This window comes from Vreelandella sp. H-I2 (genome assembly GCF_052959335.1).
This window is the reverse complement of record NZ_JBRAMC010000002.1, coordinates 99,947-122,223: the sequence shown is the minus strand read 5'-3', so window position 1 is coordinate 122,223 and position 22,277 is coordinate 99,947. Positions and strand designations below refer to the sequence as shown.

Here is a 22,277-nt window from a genome sequence, read left to right as displayed (position 1 = left end):
GTTATATGGCTACATCGGACACACTAGAAGTAGCTAATAAATAACAATGACGTCACTAAGGTGCAGAATTATGAGGTATAACTAGCCGAGAAAGTGCAATAGGCAAGCGCTAGCAGGCATTGTTAACAGAACCCGCATGAAAAGACCGGCACTTTTGACATTATGTGCAGTCGTGGTAGTAGGACATTACTCATCCGGCGGGGTAAAACGCTCCCAGAGCGGTAAAGCAGGTATATAAAATGATTCAGTGCGTGCCCTGGACTCGTACCTGACTTCTCTGGGAGAAACACCGTAGTAGTGACGAAAGGCACGACTGAATATCGACCCATGACTAAAACCGTGGGCCAGGGCAATTTCGCTTATAGAAAGATGATGCCATTGAGGATCAATAAGCACCTGACGAGACAAGTGCAGCCGCCAGCTACGTAGGTAAGTGGCGACACCACCATCTGCCTCAAATAGGTAGGCGAGCTTACGTACCGAAATGCCAAAATGCGTGGCAATGGTCACTGGTGACATCTGAGAATTGAGTGCATGTTGACGCACATAGTGTCGAATGGTCTCCCCCAACGCCACATCAATGCTTGGCATTTGCTCTTCAGCAACTCGGCCGTTGAGTGCCGCCGCCACAAGTTCCAGCGTCGGCTGAACAATGGTACTCGCTTGGCTTACCGTCATCGTGGGTGTCAGTACAATCAACTGCTCTAAATGATGTCGCAATAACGCTACAAGCGGCTGCCCACTATCCACTACCTGCATATTATGCTCGTCAGGAGTTCGCAATAACCCTGTCAGTAGCCGTCTGGGCAGTTGAAGTGAAAGATTATTAAAGTCAGAGACTACGCTAGAATGAGGCTGAGCCGTGTCTTGGACGATCATATCACCTGGACGGCCTACCACATTGGCACGCCCATCGCGACGCCACCACTCCCCTTGCCGATTAAACTGAATATAGAAGTGGTCGTGCCCATCGGCAGCTATCTGGCGCCTTGAGCGATCAAAGGTTTGAGATATACTCTGGCACTGCAACAGCAACATATCATCCAACTGCACCCCACTGGCACTAGCAAAAAAATGCTCCTCATTGAGAAGCCGCGTGTGGTAAATAGTGCCGCTAAGTTGCTGCCATAAATCTAAGGCGGCGTTTCGTGGCATGCTTTGAGTATTGACTGCGAAAGAGGGGAGCGGGGAAGCATTCATGTCATCATCTCATGGTGCGTCTATACAGTGGTTCGCCATCAGACTTATTATTAAGATAAAAATGATTCTTAATCCAGCCCCACAGTGGGGTTTTGTAGTACTTTTTAACTAAATATCCTGACACTGGGCTGCTGAGGGCAGAGGCATATAAGGGAGAGAGCAGCCTGTAGTGAGTTAGTAACGTTAGCTGGTGGAGTTGATACCTCAGTTGTTCCTTAATAGGGAGTGCTACCCCGCCTCCACCGCTTTGCGGTAGCGGCCAGTATAGTCAAACAGCTTGTCTCGGATTTGGAAATGGCGGCCTACTTTGCGGCCTACCACAAAGTCAGGGTGGCGCAGTCGGCGCTGTTCGGCGACGACTTCCTCGGCGCTTAGCGGCTGCCATTCACCTCCCGGTGCGCGCAGGTGATAGCGCAGAAAGGCAGCATAGAAGGCGCGCCGCTGGACCTGCGTTTCCAGCGCAAACCACTCGGCTAGGTGACTGCCGTCCTCGTCGTGATAGGTGACTTTCAAGCGTGGCAGACCACGGCCATTAGTCGTCGCTTCTAGCTGCATACCGCTTACCCGCAGTACCTTGGCGTCTTTAAGCTTTAGGGCATCTTTGAGTTTATCATCCGCATCCACCAACAACTTGTCACAACCGTGGCAGCGGCGGGCAGCAATGTCATTCTCGGCGCCGCACTCCTCGCAGACTTTAAAGCGGAATCGGAAATCGCATTGATGGCGCTTACCCTCGTCATCTTCAATTAGCCCCTGACAGCGACGGCCAAAGTGCTCAATCACTAAATCACCGTCGCGCTTACCCCAATAAAGATTGGCATGGCCGCAGGAGGGGCACTCCACCTGCACCGGCTCGCTGTCGCTATCAGGCTTCGGCTCGCCCACTTCCGGCGCGAAGATATCCCAAGGGTTGCCGGCGTAATCCAGAATTAGGCAGTCGCTTTTACCTGGCGACAAACGCAACCCTCTGCCGACCATTTGCTGATAAAGGCTCACCGATTCGGTGGGGCGTAAAATAGCGATTAAATCCACATGGGGTGCATCGAAGCCGGTAGTAAGTACCGCGACGTTCACCAAGTATTTCAGCTCACGCGCTTTGAATGCCTCAATCAACGCTGTGCGCTCGCGGGAATGGGTCATACCGGTGATTAGCGCCGCCTCTGCCCGCGGCAAATAGCCGATAATTTCTTCCGCATGAGCCACTGTAGCGGCAAAGATCATCACACCCTGACGATTCTCAGCACGTTGAACAATTTCGGTGATAATACCGGGCGTCGCCCGGCTACCTGCCACCACCCGGTTAAGCGCTTCCTCCTGAAACACCCCGCCCGATGACGGCCTAAGTGCAGAGAAGTCATAGCCCTCGACGGCCATATCCAGTCGTTTAGGCGCAGCAAGGTAGCCTTGCTTTACCATCAGACGCAGCGGTTGCTCAAAGACACAATCGCGAAAGAAACTCTCTTCGCTGCCCCGCACCATGCCGTGATGATGACGATAATAAATAAATCCCTGCCCTAAGCGGTAAGGCGTCGCGGTGAGTCCAAGTATTTTAAGGTTTGGATTTTGGCTCCGCAGGTGTTCAATCACTTGGCGGTAACTGGCGTCCTCATCAAGCGATACGCGGTGACTCTCGTCGATCACCAATAGGGTGAAATTGGCGTCGTTAAATCGCTTAAAGTTGCGTACTACCGACTGCACCGAACCAAACACGACTTGGCGGCTCGCCTCTTTACGCTTTAGGCCCGCGCTAAAAATATCTGCCTCAAGACCATACGCCTGGTACTTGGCGTGATTCTGCTCCACCAGTTCGCGCACATGGGCCAACACCAGCACACGCCCTCGCGCCAGGCGTGCCAGTTCAGCGATCACCAGTGATTTACCGCTCCCGGTAGGCAGCACTACCAGCGCGGGGTCGCTAGAGGCGCGAAAATGCGCTATCACGCGCTTTACCGCTTCTTGCTGGTAGGAGCGTAACTGGGGCGTCTGGGCAGGGGATGCGAAAGGCGGCCCGGAGGCCGCCTTGTCGTGTTGCGTCATTGTTCACCTATGTGGGGGTCTTCGTTAACCCAACCAAACCCGAGCGTTGCGGAACAGACGTAACCAAGCGCCATCTTCGGTCCACTCAGCTGGGCGCCAGGAATTGGTAACCGCCCGAGTGACGCGCTCAGGATGAGGCATCATAATGGTCACCCGGCCATCGGGCGTGGTCAGGCCGGTAATGCCCGAGGGTGAACCGTTAGGGTTAGCCGGGTAGCGGGTGGTCGCTTGGCCATAGTTGTCGATGTAGCGCAGCGCGATTTGGCTACTCGACTGCATGCTGCGTAAGTGAGCGCTGTCACGGAATTCTGCACGTCCTTCGCCATGGGCCACGGCGATGGGAAGCTGCGAGCCTTCCATACCGGCTAGCAGAATCGAAGGGCTTTTCTCGACCCGCACCATGGAAACCCGCGCCTCGAACTGCTCGGACTCATTGCGCACGAAAGTCGGCCAGTTTTCGGCACCGGGGATTAGCGATTTCAACTGCGACAACATCTGGCAGCCGTTGCAGACGCCCAATGAGAAGCTATCATCACGGGCAAAAAACGCCGCAAACTGCTCCTGGGCACGCTCATTAAACAGCACCGATTTAGCCCAACCACCACCTGCACCCAATACATCGCCATAGGAGAAGCCGCCACAAGCGACAAGCCCTTTGAACTCATCCAGCGAAACGCGCCCTTCGAGAATGTCACTCATGTGTACATCCACTGCTTCAAAACCGGCTTTATCGAAGGCCCAGGCCATTTCTACCTGGCCATTGACGCCCTGCTCGCGCAGCACCGCCATGGCAGGTTTGGCGGTATTAACAAACGGCGCACTGATATCGTCATTAATATCGAAGGTTGGGGTTGCGGAAAGCCCTGGATCACGGCTATCGAGCAAATTGTCGTATTCGTTCTTGGCGCATTCGGGGTTGTCCCGTAATGCCTGCATACGGTAGCTGGTTTCCGCCCAGGTACGCTGGGTAAGCTGGCGCGTGGTTTCCAGTAGCGGCTCTTCGAATAGCGTCACACGCACCTGGTCATCGTAGCGGGGGCGGGCGATCACACCACAGGTTTCGATACCGGCCACGGCAAACTGCGCCAACACTTCTTCAGTGTGTTGGCGATTGACCTGAATTACCGCCCCCAGCTCTTCGGAGAACAGTGCATTCAATGCCTCCACTGGTTCGTCGATCATCCAGTCGAGCTTGATTTCAAGCCCGGCATGGGCGGCAAAGGCCATTTCCAGCAGGGTGACCAGCAGGCCACCATCGCTGCGATCGTGATACGCCAACAGCTTCCCATCGCGATTGAGGCCCTGAATCACCTCAAAAAAAGCCTTGATATCTTCCGGATCGTCGACGTCGGGGCAGTCATTGCCCACTTGGCCGTATACCTGCGCCAGAGCAGAGCCACCCAAGCGATTTTGCCCGCCACCCAGATCAATCAATATCAGATCCGATTCGTCTTGATCCAGATTGATCTGCGGCGTTAGCGTCGCCAACGCATTGGTCACGGGTGCAAAGCCAGTCACCACTAGCGAGAGCGGCGAGGTGACGCTTTTGTCTTCGTGCTCACCCTGCTCGTTTTCATCTTTCCAGGCGGTACGCATCGACATTGAATCCTTGCCCACTGGAATTGCAATACCCAGCGCCGGGCACATCTCCATGCCCACTGCGTAAACCGCATCATAAAGCGCCTGGTTTTCACCTGGGTGATCAGCAGCACTCATCCAGTTAGCAGAGAGTTTGATATCGCTGAGCTTGGCAATTGGCGCTGCGGCTAGATTGGTAATCGCTTCGGCGACCGCCAAACGGGCGCTGGCCGCAGGGTTGATCAACGCCACCGGTGGACGCTCCCCCATGGCCATGGCTTCACCAGCGTGGGTGTCGTAGCTTGCCGTGGTGACCGCCACATCGGCCACCGGCACCTGCCAGGGACCGACCATTTGGTCACGTGCCACCAGGCCTGTAATCGAGCGATCACCAATGGTGATCAGGAAGTTTTTAGAGGCTACCGTCGGCAGGCGTAGCACGCGATCCAGCGCTTCGCGCAGGTCGAGATTATCGAGCATTACCCCCGAAAGCTCTGGGTCGTGACGCTCAAATTCGCGCTGCATTTTGGGCGCTTTACCGAACAGCACGCTCATCGGCAAATCGACGGGCTTGCTATCAAAGTGACCATCGCGCACTTCAAGGTGATGCGCTTCCAACGCCTCGCCGACGACCGCATAGGGGCAGCGTTCACGTTTACATAGCGCATCAAAGGTTTCCAGATCCTCGGGCGCTACGGCCAGGACATAGCGCTCCTGGGCTTCGTTGCACCAGATTTCCAACGGGCTCATGCCCGGCTCGGCGTTGGGCACCGCGCGCAAATCAAATCGACCGCCACGGTTGCCGTCCTTGACCAGCTCGGGAAGTGCGTTAGAAAGCCCACCGGCACCCACATCGTGAATAAAACGGATCGGGTTGTGATCGCCCAGTGCCCAACAGCGGTCAATCACTTCCTGGGCGCGACGTTCGATCTCAGGGTTCTCGCGCTGCACCGAGGCAAAATCCAGGTCGGCGCTAGACGTACCAGACGCCATGCTGGAGGCGGCACCGCCGCCAAGGCCAATCAACATCGCCGGGCCACCCATCACAATCAGCTTGCCGCCGACAGGGATATCGCCCTTCTGGACGTGGTGCGCACGAATGTTTCCGTAACCGCCCGCGAGCATGATCGGCTTATGGAAACCGCGCCTTTCGATACCGCCCTCGTTCAATGACTCCTGTTCGTAAGTACGGAAGTAGCCGGTTAGATTGGGGCGACCAAACTCATTGTTAAACGCCGCGCCACCAATCGGGCCTTCGAGCATAATATTGAGCGCCGACTCCATCCGCCCCGGTTTGCCGTAATCGAAGGCTTCCCAAGGCTGCACGAACTCAGGAATGCGCAAATTGGAGACGGTAAAACCTGACAGGCCGGCTTTGGGCTTGCCGCCGATACCCGTGGCGCCCTCATCACGAATTTCACCACCCGAGCCCGTTGCGGCACCGGGAAACGGGGCAATCGCGGTGGGGTGATTGTGTGTTTCTACCTTCATCAGGATATGAATGGGTTCCTGATGGGTGCCGTAAAGCGCCCGCTCGTCTTCAGCCCCGGTTAGCGGCTTAGCAAAAAAGCGCCCTGCCTGGCTGCCCTTAATGACGGCAGCATTATCGCTGTAAGCGGAGAGCACATTATCCGGCGACGACGCAAAGGTGTTCTTGATCATCTTAAACAGTGAGTGGCTTTGCGGCTCACCGTCGATGACCCAGTCGGCGTTGAAAATTTTGTGGCGACAGTGCTCAGAGTTGGCTTGGGCGAACATCATCAGTTCAACGTCGCTGGGGTTACGCCCCAACTCATTGAAAGCATCGACAAGATAGTCGATTTCATCTTCTGCCAGCGCCAGCCCTAGCGCCTGATTGGCCGTTGCCAGTGCATCCCTACCGCCCTCTAGGATATCCACACTGCCCAACGGTACCGGCTCGTGGTGGGCAAACAGCTTGGCAGCGTCTGAAGCATCGGACAGCACGGTTTCAGTCATACGGTCGTGCAGCAGTGCCGCCAGCGCGCTCAAACTCTCTTCGTCCGGCATAGCGGTGAAGCTGACCCGGTAATCGATACCGCGCTCGATGCGGTTAATTTGGTGCAATCCGCAATTGTGGGCGATATCGGTCGCTTTTGACGACCAGGGTGACTGAGTGCCCAAGCGTGGCACCACTAAAAAACGCTGGGCTCGCTCAGGCACTTCTACGCTCGATTGAGTGCCATCGCCCGTCACATAGTCAAGTAGCTGCACCAAACGTTCACGGACAGCGTCCTCCAGTTCCTCATGGCGGTCATGGGAAGTAAGATCGATAAAATGAACATAGTGGGCAGACAGCGCTTCCACCTCGGGAGCACGTTCACGCAGCACCGTTAACAGCCGAGCATGACGGAAGGCAGAAAGGGCGGGCGCGCCTCGCAGTTCGAGCATATCCTGAAGCCTCTAGAGCAGGGAAATTCGTGCAGGGAAATTACCGGGCCGCTAGGCGGCCATGCTTTTATGGTACCGAAAAACCCCTATGATACTGGAAACCAGCCACCACACGAAATCAACAAGGTGACAGCGTGACCCTGGCTGGGTATCGTGGCAGCTTGTTTCATGCCGACAAGACGCCATGCTGACGTTGATTTGCCGACATTTCTTAGCCCGAGCCAGCGCTTATTATGCGTTAACCGCTATTACGTTACTGGTGATGGTACCCACTCTTTGTCTTGTCCCCCCAGGCGAGCATCTCACGCATATCAGCGCAAAAGATTTTATTACCGTTCATACCCGCAACACCCCCACCACCTATTACGAAGGCCGCCATGGCCCCACCGGCTTTGAATACGAGTTGATGCACCGTTTCGCCGACTACTTGGGTGTGAGTCTTAATCTTGACGCCAATCACCACCCCGAAAGCGTACTCCCCGCAGTACGCGAAAAAGGCGACCTGGGTGCTGCTGCGCTGCCATTATTGCCAATCACGCCTGGTGTTCACTACACCCGTCCGATTATCCAGATGCAGCCGCTGGTCGTGTATCGTCGCGGACTTAACGGCATCCAGGCACCTAGCGACCTTGTCGGTCTGGAGCTTGGCACGCTTAGCAAGGCCGGTACCAGCGAAGCGCTGCGCGACCTACAACGCCGCCACCCCACGCTGAGCTGGAAAGAATCTCATGAACTTGAAGTTGCTGAACTGTTGGCGCGGGTTGAAGACGGCACCCTGGACGCCGCGGTGATCTTTGAACATCAGTTTCGTTTAAACCGGCTATTTTTCCCCAATGTTGAACGTGGCTTTACGCTGGGCGACCCGCTCTCCATGGTGTGGGCGTTACCCAGTGGGCGCGGGCTGGGTTTACTCGAAGCCGCCAACCGTTTTCTACAAGATTTACAGGAAAGCGGCATGCTGGATCGACTATTCAGCCGCTACTTTGGCCATGACGACTATTTAGAGTATGTGGGTACGCGCACTTTTCTTGGTCACCTGGATGCGCGCCTGCCCCGTTACACGGAGTTATTCCAGCAATCCGCCCAGGAAACCGGTTTTGACTGGAAGCTACTGGCTGCCGTGGGCTATCAGGAATCTCACTGGGACCCGGATGCTGTCTCGCCGACAGGCGTGCGAGGCTTAATGATGCTGACCAACCCCACCGCCAGCGAAATGGGCATTGCCGACCGCACCGACCCGGCACAGAGTATTGATGGCGGTGCCCGTTACCTGCGAAGCATTAAAGACCGCTTACCAGAAAGCATTACCGGTGATGACCGTCTGTTTATGGCCATGGCCGCCTATAACGTCGGCCTCGGCCACTTGTACGATGCCCGCAAGATTGCCGAAAAACGCGGCGGCAACCCCGACAGCTGGGCGGATGTGCGCGCCGCGCTGCCACTGTTACAAGAACGTGAATGGCACAGCCAAACACGTCATGGCTACGCCCGTGGCGGCGAGCCGGTGATATACGTGCGTAACATCCGCCGTTACTATGAAATGCTTGAGTATGTAGAACTTAGCCGCCAGCAGTTTTTCCAATTAGAACAAACGCCGACAAACGATGATCCGCTACTGCCTTTTGAGCTTGTGCCGCCATTAAATCAATAATGTATCGCTCGCCGCGTTAGGTTTGAGCTTTCCTGCTCTCTTTTTTCTTATACAGAAAGTAATCAACGACACCGAGTAATTAAAGAAATTTCACGGTCTATGGATTACGCTTTTCTAAGCGTTGGGTAAATACACTAACGACAGCACACGCTCGTTAAGTTAACAAAACGTCAGACGCCGATCTTATAAAGCGGCATGAAGGACCATGATGGCCGCACACACTACCGCCATACGCTTTTAGTGTCTGACACCACTTCGCCATAATGGGAAACCAGGGACCGCTTTGATGAACGCCAGCGTCGACACATTTTCAAGCCATGAAGCCAAGTTACAGGCCTTACGCGACGTGCTTCAGGCCCGTCTTGGGCAGCTGCTGCCCGAAGAACATGAGCACGATCTAGTGGCGGCGGCGATGCGCGAAGGAACGCTAGTGCCGGGGAAACGAATTCGCCCGTTGTTACTACTATTGACAGCGCAGGACCTGGGCTGCCCGCCCGACCGGCCGGGACTTCTAGACTTAGCCTGCGCGGTTGAGATGATACACGCGGCGTCACTAATTCTAGATGATATCCCGTGTATGGACGGTGCCCTGCTGCGTCGCGGCAGGCCCACGGTTCACCGCCAGTTTGGCGAAAATGTGGCGATTCTCGCCGCCGTGGCGTTACTTAGCCGCGCGTATGGTGTCATAACCGAGGCAGAAGCTCTTTCTGACAGCTGCAAGACCCAGGCAGTCACAGCGCTCTCCCGCGCCGCCGGGTTAGAGGGGCTGGTACAGGGCCAGTTTCGTGATTTGAGTGAAGGCTGTCATCCGCGTAGTGCGGACGCTATCGTATCGACCAATACGCTAAAAACCGCCACGCTGTTCGAGGCTACGCTGCAAATGGCCGCGCTTGCGGCAAACGCCTCACCCGGTACGCATCAGATGCTGAAAAGCTTTGCCCAGCACCTGGGGCAAGCTTTTCAACTATTGGATGATCTTTCCGACAGCTCCTGCGACACCGGTAAGGACGTCAATCAGGACAGTGGCAAATCAACGTTGGTCGCCATGCTGGGCCCAGCAGCGGTTCGCCTACGTTTGCAAGAACACCTGCGCCGCGCCGATGCGCATCTGACTGAGGCCTGCGGATCAACGGCGGTTACTCGCGGGTTTATAAACGACTGGTTTGATAAGCAGCTGGCCATGTTCGGCTGATTGCTCATATCAAGGAGTGACAATGAAGGAGTCAGAGCTGACCCAGCGCAAGAACGACCATCTGGATATTGTGCTCAACCCATCGCTGGCGGGACACACGACCCGCACGGGATTCGAATACTGGCGCTTTGAACACTGTGCCCTGCCGGAACTTGACCTGGATAGCATCGATCTTGGCACGTCGCTCTTCGGGCGGACGATGCAGGCGCCGCTTTTAATCAGTTCGATGACTGGTGGTGCCAACCGAGCCAACGACATTAACCGTTTTCTGGCCGAAACAGCGCAAGCCCTGGGGCTCGCCATGGGCGTTGGCTCTCAGCGGGTTGCGCTTGAAAGCGACGCCAACTGGGGATTGACGCGTGAGCTGCGTAAACTTGCCCCGGATATTCCGCTGCTCGCCAATCTGGGCGCGGCGCAGTTGCTCGGCCAGCACGGCACTGACTACGCCAAGCGTGCAGTAGAGATGATTGAGGCGGATGCGCTGATCGTGCACCTGAACCCACTGCAGGAAGCGCTGCAAACCGGCGGTGATCGCGACTGGCGCGGCATTTTGACGGCCATTGAGCGCGTCACGGCGTCACTCGGAGCCCCGGTGGTGGTCAAGGAGGTAGGTGCCGGGCTCTCCGCCACGGTTGCCCGCCAACTTCATGAAGCGGGAGTGGCCATGCTAGACATTGCTGGCGCTGGCGGCACCAGTTGGGCCGCCGTTGAAGGCGAGCGCGCCAGCACGCCGCAAAAGCGCGCGGTCGCCATGGCCTTTGCCAACTGGGGCATTCCTACCGCGCAAGCGCTGTGCGAGGTACGCAAAGCTATGCCCACGATGCCGCTGATCGCCTCGGGCGGTATCACCAACGGCATTGATGCGGCCAAGGCGCTGTGCCTGGGCGCGGACTTGGTGGGCCAGGCAGCGGCGGCCCTGCATAGCGCGACAACTTCGCTCGATGCCGTCATCGACCACTTCCAGATCGTGGTCGAACAGCTGCGGGTCGCCTGTTTCTGCACCGGCAGCGCGGACCTGATCGCTCTTCGACACGCAGTGCTGCTGCGCGTTGCGGGGCAGGCATGAGCCACTATGCGGTCATCGCGCCGCCGCTTTACAGTCATGTCAAGGCGCTTCAGGCCCTGGCGATCCAACTGATCGAGCGCGGCCACCGGGTTACCTTTGTACAGCAGTTTGAAGCCCGCCCTCTGCTTGACGATCCGCGTATCGGCTTTTATCCGCTGGGTGAAACGCGCCTTGCCCCAGGCAGCCTGATCAACACTCTGACACTTGCTGCCCGCCCCTCGGGCCTGGGCCTTTTCCGATTGATCGACGATTTGGCCGCCACGACCGATATGCTCTGCCACGAGCTGCCCGCCGCGCTTGAGACGCTCAAGGTCGACGGTCTGCTTGTCGATCAGATGGAGGCCGCCGGCGGGCTGGTAGCCGACGCCCTGGGGCTACCCTACGTGTCTGTCGCCTGCGCCCTGCCGGTCAATCGCGAGCCGGGGTTGCCGCTACCGGTCATGCCGTTTGCCTACTCGACCGTCGCCCAGGCCCGGCACCGCTATGAGACCAGCGAAAAAGTCTACGACTGGCTGATGCGCCGCCATGCTCGGGTAATCGCCCAACATGCCCAGCGCTTAGGGCTAACGCCGCGTCATTCGCTGCACGAATGCCTGTCCACACTTGCCCAAATCAGCCAAACGCCGCCTTCGCTGGACTTCCCGCGTGCGGTGCTGCCCGCCTGTTTTCATGCAGTGGGTCCTCTGCGCGATGAAAGGCCCGCTAATTACGCAGAAACAAAGATGACCTTGCCGCCCACGCCGTTTGTATTTGCCTCACTGGGCACGCTACAGGGCCACCGCTACGCGCTGTTTTGTAAAATCGCCAAAGCCTGCCAGCGCCTTGAAATGCCGCTACTGGTTGCCCACTGCGGCGGCCTGAAAGCCGCCCAGGCGGCCAGGCTTGAGCGCTACGGCACCACATACGTAACCGACTTCGCCGATCAGCGCGCGGTGCTTTCCAACGCTTGCGCCGTGATTACCCATGGCGGCCTGAACACCGTTGTCGATGCCGTCCAAAGTGCAACCCCGATGCTTGCCATACCACTGGCCTTCGACCAGCCCGGCGTGGCTGCACGCATCGTCCACCATGGCATCGGGCAGAGCGCCACACGGTTTGCCAGCAGCGCGACGCTTGCCAGGCGGTTAAGCGATTTGCTCAATAACGATAGCTATCGGCTGCGCCTAAGTGCCATGCACTCGACGCTCATACAGGCGGGCGGCGCAGCCAAGGCTGCCCAAATTGCCGAGCAGGCGCTCAGCGAATGCCGCCCCGTATTGGCGGAGGCTGCATGATCAACACAAGATGGGATCTTATTTTGGTTGGCGCGGGGCTTGCCAACGGCCTGATTGCCTGGCGCCTGCGCCAGTGTCAGCCCGCGCTTAACGTACTGCTGATCGAGGCAGGCCCCACGCCCGGCGGCAACCATACGTGGTCCTTCCACCATGGCGACATCAGCGCCGCTCAGCACGCATGGCTCGGTCCGCTGGTAGCTCACCGCTGGGCGGATTACGATGTTTTCTTTCCAGAACGGACTCGCACCGTGTCCGGCGGCTACACAAGCGTCACCTCCGAGCGCTTCGCCGAGGTCATCAGCCAAGCGCTTGGCGATCATCTTGTGACGCAGACGCCAATCAGCCGGCTAACCCCCACTTCGGTGACCCTGGAAGACGGCCGCACCCTTGAAGCCGGAGCCGTCATCGATGGCCGGGGCTACCAGCCAAGCCCGCATCTTACGGTTGGGCTTCAGGCGTTTCTCGGCCAACAGTGGCAGCTTGAGCACCCCCACGGGCTCACCCGCCCGCGGCTGATGGACGCCACCGTGGACCAACAGGGCGGCTACCGTTTTGTCTACACCCTGCCGCTGTCGGCCACGTCGCTGCTAATTGAGGATACGCATTATATTGACCGCGCCACGCTCGATCACGATCGGGCACGGCTGAACATTGCTCACTATGCTAAAGCGCAAGGCTGGGCGCTGGGCACGCTGCAGCGCGAGGAGCAGGGCAACCTGCCGATCACCCTAACGGGCAACCATGAGGCATTCTGGCAGGCGGCCCAGGGTCAGCCACAAAGCGGCCTGCGCGGCGGCCTCTTTCATCCCACGACCGGCTATTCACTTCCGCTGGCAGTGGCGCTTGCCGATATGATCGCCGCGCAATCCCATTTTACGCCGGAATCGCTGTATCGCCTTATTCGCGGTTATGCCAAGCAGTGTTGGCGGCGGCAGCGCTTTTTTCGCATGCTCAACCGCATGCTGTTTCTGGCCGGCCCCGACGATAAGCGCTGGCAGGTGATGCAGCGCTTTTACGGCCTGAACGATGGCCTGATTGCGCGCTTTTATGCCGGCAGGCTGACCCTTGCCGATCAGGCGCGGATCTTGACGGGCAAACCACCGGTGCCGGTGCGCGAGGCCTTACAGGCCGTTCTCAAACAAACCCCTCGGCTGCGAGCCTTTCATGATGAGTAAAGCAATCGTAATTGGGTCAGGCTTTGGCGGCTTGGCACTGGCCATACGCCTACAGGCAGCGGGCATTCCCACCCTGATTCTTGAACAGCGCGACAAGCCCGGCGGTCGCGCCTATGTCTATCAGGATCAGGGGTTTACGTTCGATGCCGGCCCCACGGTAATTACCGACCCCAGCGCCATCGAGGAGCTGTTTACCCTGGCAGGCAAGCGTCTGGCCGACTATGTCGAGTTGATGCCGGTCACCCCCTTTTACCGGCTGTGCTGGGAGTCGGGCAAAGTATTTGATTACGACAACGACCAGGCCCACCTTGAGGAGCAGATCGGCCAGTTTAACCCTCCGGATGTTGAGGGCTACCGGCGCTTTTTAAGCTACTCCCAGGCGGTGTTCAAGGAGGGCTACCTGAAGCTTGGTACCGTTCCGTTCCTGTCGTTTCGCGATATGGCGCGCGCAGGGCCGCAACTGGCGCGGCTGCAGGCCTGGCGCAGCGTTTATAGCATGGTCGCCAAGTTCATCGAAGACGACCATCTACGCCAGGCGTTCTCGTTTCACTCGCTGCTGGTGGGTGGCAACCCGTTTGCCACCTCCTCCATTTACACGCTGATTCACGCGCTTGAGCGCGAATGGGGCGTATGGTTTCCGCGCGGCGGCACCGGCGCGCTGGTACAGGGCATGGTGAAGCTCTTCCAAGACCTGGGCGGCGAGATTGAGCTCAATGCCGAAGTCACGCGGATTGAAGCCGACGGCAACACCCTGCAGGCGGTACAGCTTGCCGACGGCCGACGCATTGAAGCGAGCGCCGTGGCGTCCAACGCCGACGTGGTGCATACCTATGAAAAGCTGCTTGGCCACCACCCGGTAGGGGCGGCGCGCAGTACGTCGCTCAAGCGCAAGCGCATGAGCAACTCGCTGTTCGTGCTCTATTTCGGCCTCAACCACCATCACGACCAGCTGGCCCACCACACCGTCTGCTTCGGGCCGCGCTACAAGGAGCTGATTGACGATATCTTCAACAGTGACGCCCTGGCCGAGGATTTCTCGCTCTACTTGCACGCCCCGTGCGTTACCGACCCATCATTGGCGCCGCTCGGCTGCGGCAGCTACTACGTACTCGCCCCCGTGCCGCATCTGGGCACCGCTGACCTTGACTGGGAAATGGAAGGCCCCCGCCTGCGCGAGCGCATCTTTGATTACCTGGAGCAGCACTATATGCCCGGGCTTCGTGAACAGCTGGTAACGCATCGGATGTTCACGCCGTTTGATTTCCGCGACCAGTTGGGTGCACATCAGGGATCGGCGTTTTCCATCGAACCTATCTTGACTCAGAGTGCCTGGTTCCGTCCGCATAACCGCGACAGCCGCATTGCCAATCTCTATCTCGTTGGCGCCGGCACCCACCCCGGCGCAGGCGTCCCGGGCGTTATCGGCTCGGCCAAGGCAACGGCGGGCTTGATGGTGGAGCAGTTGGCCCCATGAATCAGCCGCTGCTTGACCACGCCACCCGCACTATGGCCGTCGGCTCCAAGAGCTTTGACACGGCGGCCAAGCTGTTTGATGCCGATACCCGGCGCAGCGCCCTGATGCTCTACGCCTGGTGCCGCCACTGTGATGACGTGATCGACGACCAGACGCTGGGGTTCAGCACCGGTGCTGCCAGTACGACCGAAGCGCAGGAGCGCCTGGCAGGCCTTGAGACGCAGACCCGGCAGGCTTACGCGGGCGAACCCATGGAAGCGCCCGCCTTTGCCGCGTTTCAGGAAGTCGCCCTCAAGCACGATATTCCACCTAGGCGCGCTTTCGAGCACCTGGAAGGCTTTGCCATGGACGTGCGTGATGAGCACTACGTAACCTTTGAGGATACGCTGCGCTACTGTTATCACGTGGCAGGTGTGGTGGGCCTGATGATGGCCCAGGTAATGGGCGTGCGTGATGAAAAGGTGCTGGATCGTGCCTGTGACCTGGGCCTGGCGTTTCAGCTCACCAATATTGCCCGGGACATTGTCGAAGACGCCCACGCCGGGCGCTGCTACCTGCCGTCAAACTGGCTGGCGGAAGAAGCACTTACGATGGAAGCCCTGAGCAACCCCACCTGCCGCTCCCAGGTGGCACGGCTTGCCGAACGCCTGGTTAGCGAAGCCGAACCCTACTACACTTCCGCCAAGGGCGGGCTTTGCGGGCTGACGCTACGCTCGGCTTGGGCGATTGCCACAGCGCATGGGGTCTACCGCAGGATTGGCTTAAAGGTACGGCGCGCCGGAGCGCACGCCTGGGACAAACGCCAGAGCACTAGCAAACAGGAGAAACTGGCGCTGTTGATCAAGGGCAGCGCACTGGCGCTCAGCTCTCGCGTGACGACACCGGCGCCGCGTCCGCCGGGGCTTTGGCAGCGGCCTGCTTAGCCTTCGGCTGGCGGCTTTTTAGCGTCGCCTCAAGCTTTTCCACCGGTGGCGAGTACAGAAAGCCGAACGACACGCAATCCTCGCGGCTCTTGACCGCGTGGTGCAGCCGATGGGCTTTATAGAGGCGTTTCAAGTAGCCGCGCCTGGGGATATAGCGAAACGGCCAGCGTTTGTGTACCAACCCATCGTGAACGATAAAGTAGATTGCGCCATAGGCGGTCATGCCCGCGCCGATCCACTGCAGCGGCCAAACACCGGCGGTGCCCAGCGCGATCAGGCCGATGGCGAAAAGCGCAAACACCAAGGCATACAGGTCGTTCAGCTCGAACCAGCCGGTGCGCGGCCGGTGGTGAGAGCGGTGCCAGCCCCACCCCCAGCCATGCATGATGTACTTGTGGGCCAGCGTCGCGAAAAGTTCCATGCCAGCCACCGTCAGCAGGACGATTAAGATATTCCACACTACGAGCATATAGTCTCCACGCCACACCAAGTGACCGCCTGAACCTCAGGCTGTTACCAATAAGCCTAGCGCCTTGCAGCAAAAAACGCTTTCAGCAATTTTCTGGATTCAGGCCCCAGCACGCCTGCGCTAATCTTGACCTGATGGTTAAACCACGGCTGTGCCAAAAGGTTAGCTTTAGATTCGACCATGCCGGCTCGGGGTTCGGCGGCACCATATACCAGACGGCTAAGGCGTGCATGTATCATTGCCCCTGCACACATCATGCAGGGCTCCAAGGTAACAAACAGCGTGCAACCCTCAAGCCGATAGTTGCCCTGATGCTTACCTGCTGCGCGTAAGGCACGAATTTCCGCATGACCGCTAGGATCGCAACTGGCAACCGGCGCATTACACCCAGCCCCAATGATCTCCCCTTGCGCATCGACGATAACCGCCCCCACGGGCACCTCGCCAGCGTCAGCGGCCAAGTGTGCCTGGTCTAGCGCACGGTGCATGTAAAATTCATCGCTGCGCATAAACGTAAACTCCGCTAAGGTAGCTAAACGATCGTATGAAAGGGTTGCCCGCAGCTGTGGTAGCTCGCTTTCACCGACAGCATTCTATCAAGACAGTCGCAAGGATACCGAGAATGACAGACGCGCTGAACAAGCTGGTAAACTTACTGGAGTTAGAAACATTGGAGGAAACGCTATTTCGTGGCCAAAGCCAGGATCTAGGCTTTCCTCAGCTCTATGGAGGCCAAGTACTTGGTCAAGCGCTTGCCGCTGCCGCCCGCACTGTGCCTGACGAGCGGCGCCCACATTCTCAACACGGCTACTTCCTGCGTCCCGGCGACCCGCACCGCCCTGTTGTCTACCAAGTAGATACGATTCGGGATGGGGGCAGCTTCACCACTCGACGCGTTACTGCCATCCAAAAAGGCCGGCCGATCTTTTTCTGCAGCGCTTCCTTTCAGAACGAAGAAGAGGGTTTTAGTCACCAGCGCGCCATGCCGAATGTGCCCACGCCCGAAATGCTTATAGAGAGCGGCGACGCCAAACATGATCGCTTTCCCGGTCATCCGATTGAGTTTCTGCACCTCGCTGGCAATCCTGACAATGGCACACCGGCGGGGCAATGCTTATGGTTTCGTCTTTCAGGCACACTGCCAGACGACCCGGCACTTCATCGACACCTGCTCTCTTACGCCTCTGATTTCAATCTACTCACCACTAGCCTGATTCCCCATGGCATCGAATATCGCGATCCCAAACTGCGCATCGCCAGCCTTGATCATGCCCTTTGGCTGCATCAGGACACGCGCTTAGACGACTGGTTGCTATATGTTATCGACTCACCCTGGACAGGCGGCGCTCGCAGCCTAGCGCGGGGGCATATTTACAGCCGCGATGGCCGCTTAGTCGCTTCCACTGCTCAAGAAGGGCTAACTCGCTACTCTCAGGACTAACCTACCAATCACCAAAACAATTATGCCCGCAAGAAGCGGGCATAATTCAGCGGACATAAGTCAGCGAACTAGCTAAGACCTTAGCCGCCGTAAACGTCGTTGATTGACTCTAGCGGATAGTGCGCCGGAAACGGTTTGCGCGCCACACCAGAGTCGACAGCCGCTTGCGCAACCGCCGAGGACACCCGCGCCAACAGGCGGATATCCACCGGTGTTGGAATAATATACTCGCGACCAAAGCTCATCTCGGTGCGCTCGTAGGCGTTCAATACTTCTTGTGGCACCGGCTCGCGGGCCAAGTCTTTCAGCGCATGAACAGCGGCCAGCTTCATCTCTTCATTAATGCGGGTGGCACGAACATCCAACGCCCCACGGAAGATAAACGGGAAGCCCAACACATTATTTACCTGATTGGGGAAATCCGAACGGCCAGTCGCCATAATCACATCCGGACGGGCCTCCCGGGCAACATCGGGATGAATCTCCGGATCGGGGTTGGTACATGCAAAAATCACCGGATCAGGCGCCATTTTCTTAACCTGGTCAGCGGAAAGCAGCCCTGGGCCTGATAAGCCGATAAAGACATCAGCAGCGTCGATTGCGTCATCTAGCGTGCGCATGTCAGTATCACGGGCGAACTCGGCTTTATATTCGTTAATGCCTTCGCGATCCGTGTGAATAACGCCACGGCGGTCGAGCATCACCAAGTTCTCTTTTTTCGCACCGCAAGAGATCAGTAGTCGCATACAGGCAATCGCCGCCGCACCTGCGCCCATACACACAATCTTTACGTTCTCGATCGACTTACCAGCAATTTCCAGTGCATTCAGCATACCCGCGGCGGTCACAATCGCAGTACCGTGCTGGTCATCATGAAAGACCGGGATGCTGCAGCGCTCAATCAGCGCCTTTTCAATTTCAAAGCATTCTGGCGCTTTGATATCTTCAAGGTTAATACCACCCCAGGTGTCGGCAATGCGCGCGACGGTATCAATAAACGCCTGAGGGCTCTCCGCATCGACTTCTATGTCTACCGAGTTGATGCCTGCAAAGCACTTAAACAGTACCCCTTTACCTTCCATTACCGGCTTACTGGCCAGCGGCCCCAAGTTTCCCAAGCCAAGAATAGCGCTACCATCAGAAATAACCGCTACCAAATTACCCTTACCGGTGTAGCGATAAGCATTTTCCGCTTCGCGAGCGATTTCACGCACTGGCTCAGCCACGCCTGGGCTATACGCCAGCGCCAAATCCCGTGCGGTTGCGGTAGGTTTGGTCAACTCCACCGACAACTTACCGGGAATCGGTTTCGCGTGATAATCCAAAGCTGCCTGCTTATTTGCATCCGTCATGGTCAGAGTCCAGTTAACATAAAGTAGATAAGTTATTTCAGAATATAGAAAAAAACCAAGTGCCTCAAGCGCGCCGTCAACTTAGAACAAAACGCTCGTTTAACTGAGTTTTACCTTCATATTCGCTACAATTGGGTGTTATTTGCTGTAACTTATGCACGCGCCGCTTATCTATAACGCTTTGCTTATCCACCCATCACAGTATTTATGAAAAATTTTTCCATAAAATCCATATGAGTAGCTTATCAGAAAATAAAAAACCCACGCCGTGGCGTGGGTTTTATACAAGCACAGGCTGTGCTCGCGGTAGGGCTATCGATAAAGATTAGCCGCGCTTAACAGCAGCGCCGAAACGCTTATTGAAGCGTTCTACACGGCCACCAGTGGTCGCTTGCTTCTGCTTACCTGTGTAGAACGGGTGGCAGTTGGAGCACACATCCAGAGAGAAGTCCTGATCTGAAGTAGAACCGACCTGGAAATTAGCGCCGCAAGAACAAGTAGCGGTGACTGTGTTGTAATTCGGGTGGATACCTTGTTTCATCTCGAGCCTCACGAAGCTGTATGCCGCCACCTGATCTCGTGCCAGGCACCGCATACGGGTTTGGAAAAAACTACTAACCGGTTAGCCGCTCTGTCGTTAAGATAAGTCGTTAAGACTGAGAGCGGTCGCATATTCTAGCAAAACTAACGCCGGAGGCCAATTGGCTGACTCTTTTTCTTCGCGGGCGCCATCACAAACGCAGGCTCTCGTGCTTAAAGTAGCGTTGCCCTCACCGCTGCGACGCCTGTTCGACTACTTGCCGTCTAACGCGACACCCGCCTGCGGTTGGCAGCAGGGCCTAAGGGTGCGAGTGCCGTTTGGGCGGCGCGATGTGGTCGGCGTCGTGGTAGAAATCGCCGACTACAGCGCCCTACCGCGCAACCAACTGCGCGCGGTCAGTGAAACGCTGGATGACGACCCGCTGCCAGAAGATTGGTTATGGCTATGCCGCTTTGCCGCCCGCTACTACCAGCATAGCCTGGGCGACACCCTTCACCACGCCATGCCCGCACGGCTACGCCAGGGGCATCCTATGGCAGGCCGCACACAAACACTCTGGCTCTCGCAGGGTGAAGATGCAGAGAAAAATCTCAGTCGAGCACCCAAACAAGCAGAGCTGTATGCACTTTTGCGCCAACATCCTCACGGGCTACCTAGCCGTGCCATTAGCGCCCATGGCTTTACCCGTGACCAGCTATTAGCGCTGGAGAAAAAAGGCTTAGCCACCCATCATGAACATATTCTCACTGCTCCTACGCCGCCAAGTGGTAACTTACTCGCGGCCCCGGCGCTGCCGCTAAACCGTGAACAGGCGACAGCGCTGGCAGCGTTGCATGAAAAGCTTGAGGACTATCACCCTTGCTTATTGGAAGGCGTTACCGGCAGTGGTAAAACGGAAGTCTACCTACAGCTGATTGAAGCAGTCGCCGCCAAGGGCAAGCAGTCGCTGGTGCTGGTGCCGGAAATTGGCTTAACCCCACAGACTCTGGCCCGCTTTAGAAGCCGTTTTCGTGTTCCCGTCGTGGCGCTGCATTCAGGGCTCACCGACCCAGAGCGGCTCGATGTATGGGAGGCCGCCGCCAGTGGTCGGGCGCTGATTATTATCGGCACGCGCTCGGCAATTTTTACACCGCTGGCCAACCCCGGTGCTATTATCGTCGATGAAGAACATGACGGTTCCTACAAACAGCACGATGGCTTGCGTTACCACGCCCGCGATCTAGCGGTCGCACGCGCTCACTACCATAAGATTCCGTTGTTGATGGGCAGTGCCACGCCTTCGCTGGAAAGCCTGCATCAAGCACTTTCAGGCACCTACCGACACCTGCGCCTGACGCAACGCCCCAGTCGCCACCCACCGGCTAAGTTAGAACTGATCGACCTGCGCCATCAACGTCGTCAGGGCGGCTTGCTACCTGGCGCCATTAAAGCGATTAAAAGCACCTTGAGCGCTGGCAACCAGGTACTGATTTTTATCAACCGGCGCGGCTTTGCCCCAACGCTTGCCTGCCACGCCTGCGGCTGGATGGCCGAGTGCGGACAGTGCGATGCACGCATGACACTGCATCGTCAGCCCGCGCTGCTAGCCTGCCACCACTGCGATAGTCGCCGCGCCCTGCCGGACGCCTGCCCCGAGTGCGGTAGCGGTGACCTACGTGCCTTGGGTAGCGGTACTGAACGCACGGAAGAGGCGCTGCAGACGCTGTTTCCAAAAACAACCATTCACCGCATTGACCGTGACAGCACTCGACGCAAGGATAGCTTCGAGCAAGTGTTAAAAGAGATTCAGCGCGGTGAGCCCTGCGTATTAGTCGGCACTCAGATGCTCGCCAAGGGCCACCACCTGCCCCACGTTACCTTGGTGGTGGTAGTCAATGCCGACGGCGGGCTGTATGCCGCCGACTTCCGCGCACTAGAGCACAGTGCGCAACTGCTCGAACAAGTAGCAGGCCGTGCGGGTCGTGCCGCCCACCCAGGCCGGGTGCTGGTACAGACACTGCACCCAGACGACCCCCATTTAGGCCAGCTTGCTGAACAGGGTTATGGGGCGCTGGCGCGCAATATGCTGGAAGAAAGGCGCATTGCCCAGCTGCCTCCGTTCTGCTTTATGGCACTGCTACGCATCGAGAGTCCCAAAGAGGATGCCGCCTTAGCCATCGCGCAGCAGGCCGCCCAAGCCTTGCGCCAGTGGCTGAAAGAGTCTGGCGTAGCGACCCGATGCCTGGGGCCGGTGCCTGCACCGATGGAAAGGCGCCAGAATCGCTACCATTTACATGTCATGCTATCGGCCCGTAAACGTAGCCAACTTCATCTCGCTGTTAGTTGGCTGGTGCAATGGCTGGAAGTAAATCGCGAGGCACGCAAGGTGCGCTGGTCGGTAGATATTGATCCGCAAACGCTCTCCTGACATCGGCATACCATCACATGGCTTTGAAACTGCGGCTCAATTGCTGATAATAGCCGCTTTACCGACGCACCTGTAATAGGTTCGCGTA

16 protein-coding genes are annotated in these 22,277 nt (G+C 57.5%); 9 read left to right on the top strand and 7 right to left on the bottom strand.

All coding sequences use genetic code 11. The annotated features are described in order from the left end of the window. Nucleotides 1-186: 186 nt before the first annotated feature. The 3 genes from ACUVOF_RS05145 to purL form a co-directional block, all read right to left on the bottom strand. Nucleotides 187-1,200, bottom strand: a complete 1,014-nt coding sequence (locus ACUVOF_RS05145; RefSeq protein ID WP_447043331.1) for a helix-turn-helix domain-containing protein — start codon at nucleotides 1,198-1,200, stop codon at nucleotides 187-189. Nucleotides 1,201-1,428: 228 nt separating this feature from the next. After that, nucleotides 1,429-3,237, bottom strand: a complete 1,809-nt coding sequence (locus ACUVOF_RS05140) for a DEAD/DEAH box helicase (RefSeq protein ID WP_447043330.1) — start codon at nucleotides 3,235-3,237, stop codon at nucleotides 1,429-1,431. A gap of 24 nt (nucleotides 3,238-3,261) precedes the next feature. Beyond that, nucleotides 3,262-7,224 (bottom strand): phosphoribosylformylglycinamidine synthase, encoded by a 3,963-nt coding sequence (gene purL, locus ACUVOF_RS05135; protein WP_447043329.1) that lies wholly within the window; start codon nucleotides 7,222-7,224, stop codon nucleotides 3,262-3,264. A gap of 184 nt (nucleotides 7,225-7,408) precedes the next feature. Between purL and mltF the strand changes: the two genes are divergently transcribed. The 7 genes from mltF to crtB all read left to right on the top strand — a co-directional run bounded on the left by mltF (nucleotide 7,409) and on the right by crtB (nucleotide 15,979). Further along, the gene (gene mltF, locus ACUVOF_RS05130) at nucleotides 7,409-8,875 is read left to right on the top strand and encodes a membrane-bound lytic murein transglycosylase MltF (protein ID WP_447043328.1); all 1,467 of its coding nucleotides are present in this window, start codon (nucleotides 7,409-7,411) and stop codon (nucleotides 8,873-8,875) included. 286 nt (nucleotides 8,876-9,161) lie between these two features. Next, nucleotides 9,162-10,067, top strand: coding sequence for a polyprenyl synthetase family protein (locus tag ACUVOF_RS05125; RefSeq protein ID WP_447043327.1), 906 nt, complete (start codon nucleotides 9,162-9,164; stop codon nucleotides 10,065-10,067). Nucleotides 10,068-10,089: 22 nt separating this feature from the next. Then, the gene (gene fni, locus ACUVOF_RS05120; RefSeq protein WP_447043326.1) at nucleotides 10,090-11,133 is read left to right on the top strand and encodes a type 2 isopentenyl-diphosphate Delta-isomerase; all 1,044 of its coding nucleotides are present in this window, start codon (nucleotides 10,090-10,092) and stop codon (nucleotides 11,131-11,133) included. After that, nucleotides 11,130-12,407, top strand: coding sequence for a glycosyltransferase (locus ACUVOF_RS05115; protein WP_447043325.1), 1,278 nt, complete (start codon nucleotides 11,130-11,132; stop codon nucleotides 12,405-12,407). Before fni ends, ACUVOF_RS05115 begins: the two co-directional genes overlap by 4 nt. Beyond that, the gene (gene crtY / locus ACUVOF_RS05110; protein ID WP_447043324.1) at nucleotides 12,404-13,582 is read left to right on the top strand and encodes a lycopene beta-cyclase CrtY; all 1,179 of its coding nucleotides are present in this window, start codon (nucleotides 12,404-12,406) and stop codon (nucleotides 13,580-13,582) included. The genes ACUVOF_RS05115 and crtY overlap by 4 nt, the downstream gene beginning before the upstream one ends. Continuing rightward, on the top strand, nucleotides 13,572-15,056 hold the full coding sequence (locus ACUVOF_RS05105) for a phytoene desaturase (protein WP_447043323.1): 1,485 nt from the start codon (nucleotides 13,572-13,574) through the stop codon (nucleotides 15,054-15,056). The genes crtY and ACUVOF_RS05105 overlap by 11 nt, the downstream gene beginning before the upstream one ends. Then, a complete protein-coding gene (gene crtB, locus ACUVOF_RS05100) occupies nucleotides 15,053-15,979 on the top strand; it encodes a 15-cis-phytoene synthase CrtB (protein WP_447043322.1) in 927 nt (308 codons plus the stop codon). The genes ACUVOF_RS05105 and crtB overlap by 4 nt, the downstream gene beginning before the upstream one ends. Here crtB and ACUVOF_RS05095 read toward each other — a convergent pair. Both ACUVOF_RS05095 and tadA read right to left on the bottom strand, forming a co-directional pair. Then, nucleotides 15,918-16,448, bottom strand: coding sequence for a sterol desaturase family protein (locus ACUVOF_RS05095; protein ID WP_447043321.1), 531 nt, complete (start codon nucleotides 16,446-16,448; stop codon nucleotides 15,918-15,920). The genes crtB and ACUVOF_RS05095 overlap by 62 nt on opposite strands. Before the next feature lie 56 nt (nucleotides 16,449-16,504). Then, nucleotides 16,505-16,957 carry a tRNA adenosine(34) deaminase TadA gene (tadA, locus tag ACUVOF_RS05090; RefSeq protein WP_447043320.1) on the bottom strand — a complete coding sequence of 151 codons (453 nt, stop codon included), beginning with the start codon at nucleotides 16,955-16,957 and terminating at the stop codon, nucleotides 16,505-16,507. Nucleotides 16,958-17,070: 113 nt separating this feature from the next. Here tadA and ACUVOF_RS05085 point away from each other — a divergent pair, with 113 nt between their 5' ends. Then, the gene (locus ACUVOF_RS05085; RefSeq protein ID WP_447043319.1) at nucleotides 17,071-17,889 is read left to right on the top strand and encodes an acyl-CoA thioesterase; all 819 of its coding nucleotides are present in this window, start codon (nucleotides 17,071-17,073) and stop codon (nucleotides 17,887-17,889) included. 80 nt (nucleotides 17,890-17,969) lie between these two features. Here ACUVOF_RS05085 and ACUVOF_RS05080 read toward each other — a convergent pair whose 3' ends face one another. Then, a complete protein-coding gene (locus ACUVOF_RS05080) occupies nucleotides 17,970-19,241 on the bottom strand; it encodes a malic enzyme-like NAD(P)-binding protein (RefSeq protein WP_113268997.1) in 1,272 nt (423 codons plus the stop codon). Between the two features lie 325 nt (nucleotides 19,242-19,566). Beyond that, nucleotides 19,567-19,782: a 50S ribosomal protein L31 gene (gene rpmE / locus ACUVOF_RS05075; RefSeq protein ID WP_113269230.1), complete on the bottom strand. Its 216-nt coding sequence runs from the start codon at nucleotides 19,780-19,782 to the stop codon at nucleotides 19,567-19,569. Nucleotides 19,783-19,942: 160 nt separating this feature from the next. On the opposite strand from rpmE, the gene ACUVOF_RS05070 reads away from it, so the two are divergent. Then, nucleotides 19,943-22,189, top strand: a complete 2,247-nt coding sequence (locus ACUVOF_RS05070; RefSeq protein ID WP_447043318.1) for a primosomal protein N' — start codon at nucleotides 19,943-19,945, stop codon at nucleotides 22,187-22,189. Nucleotides 22,190-22,277: the final 88 nt, after the last annotated feature.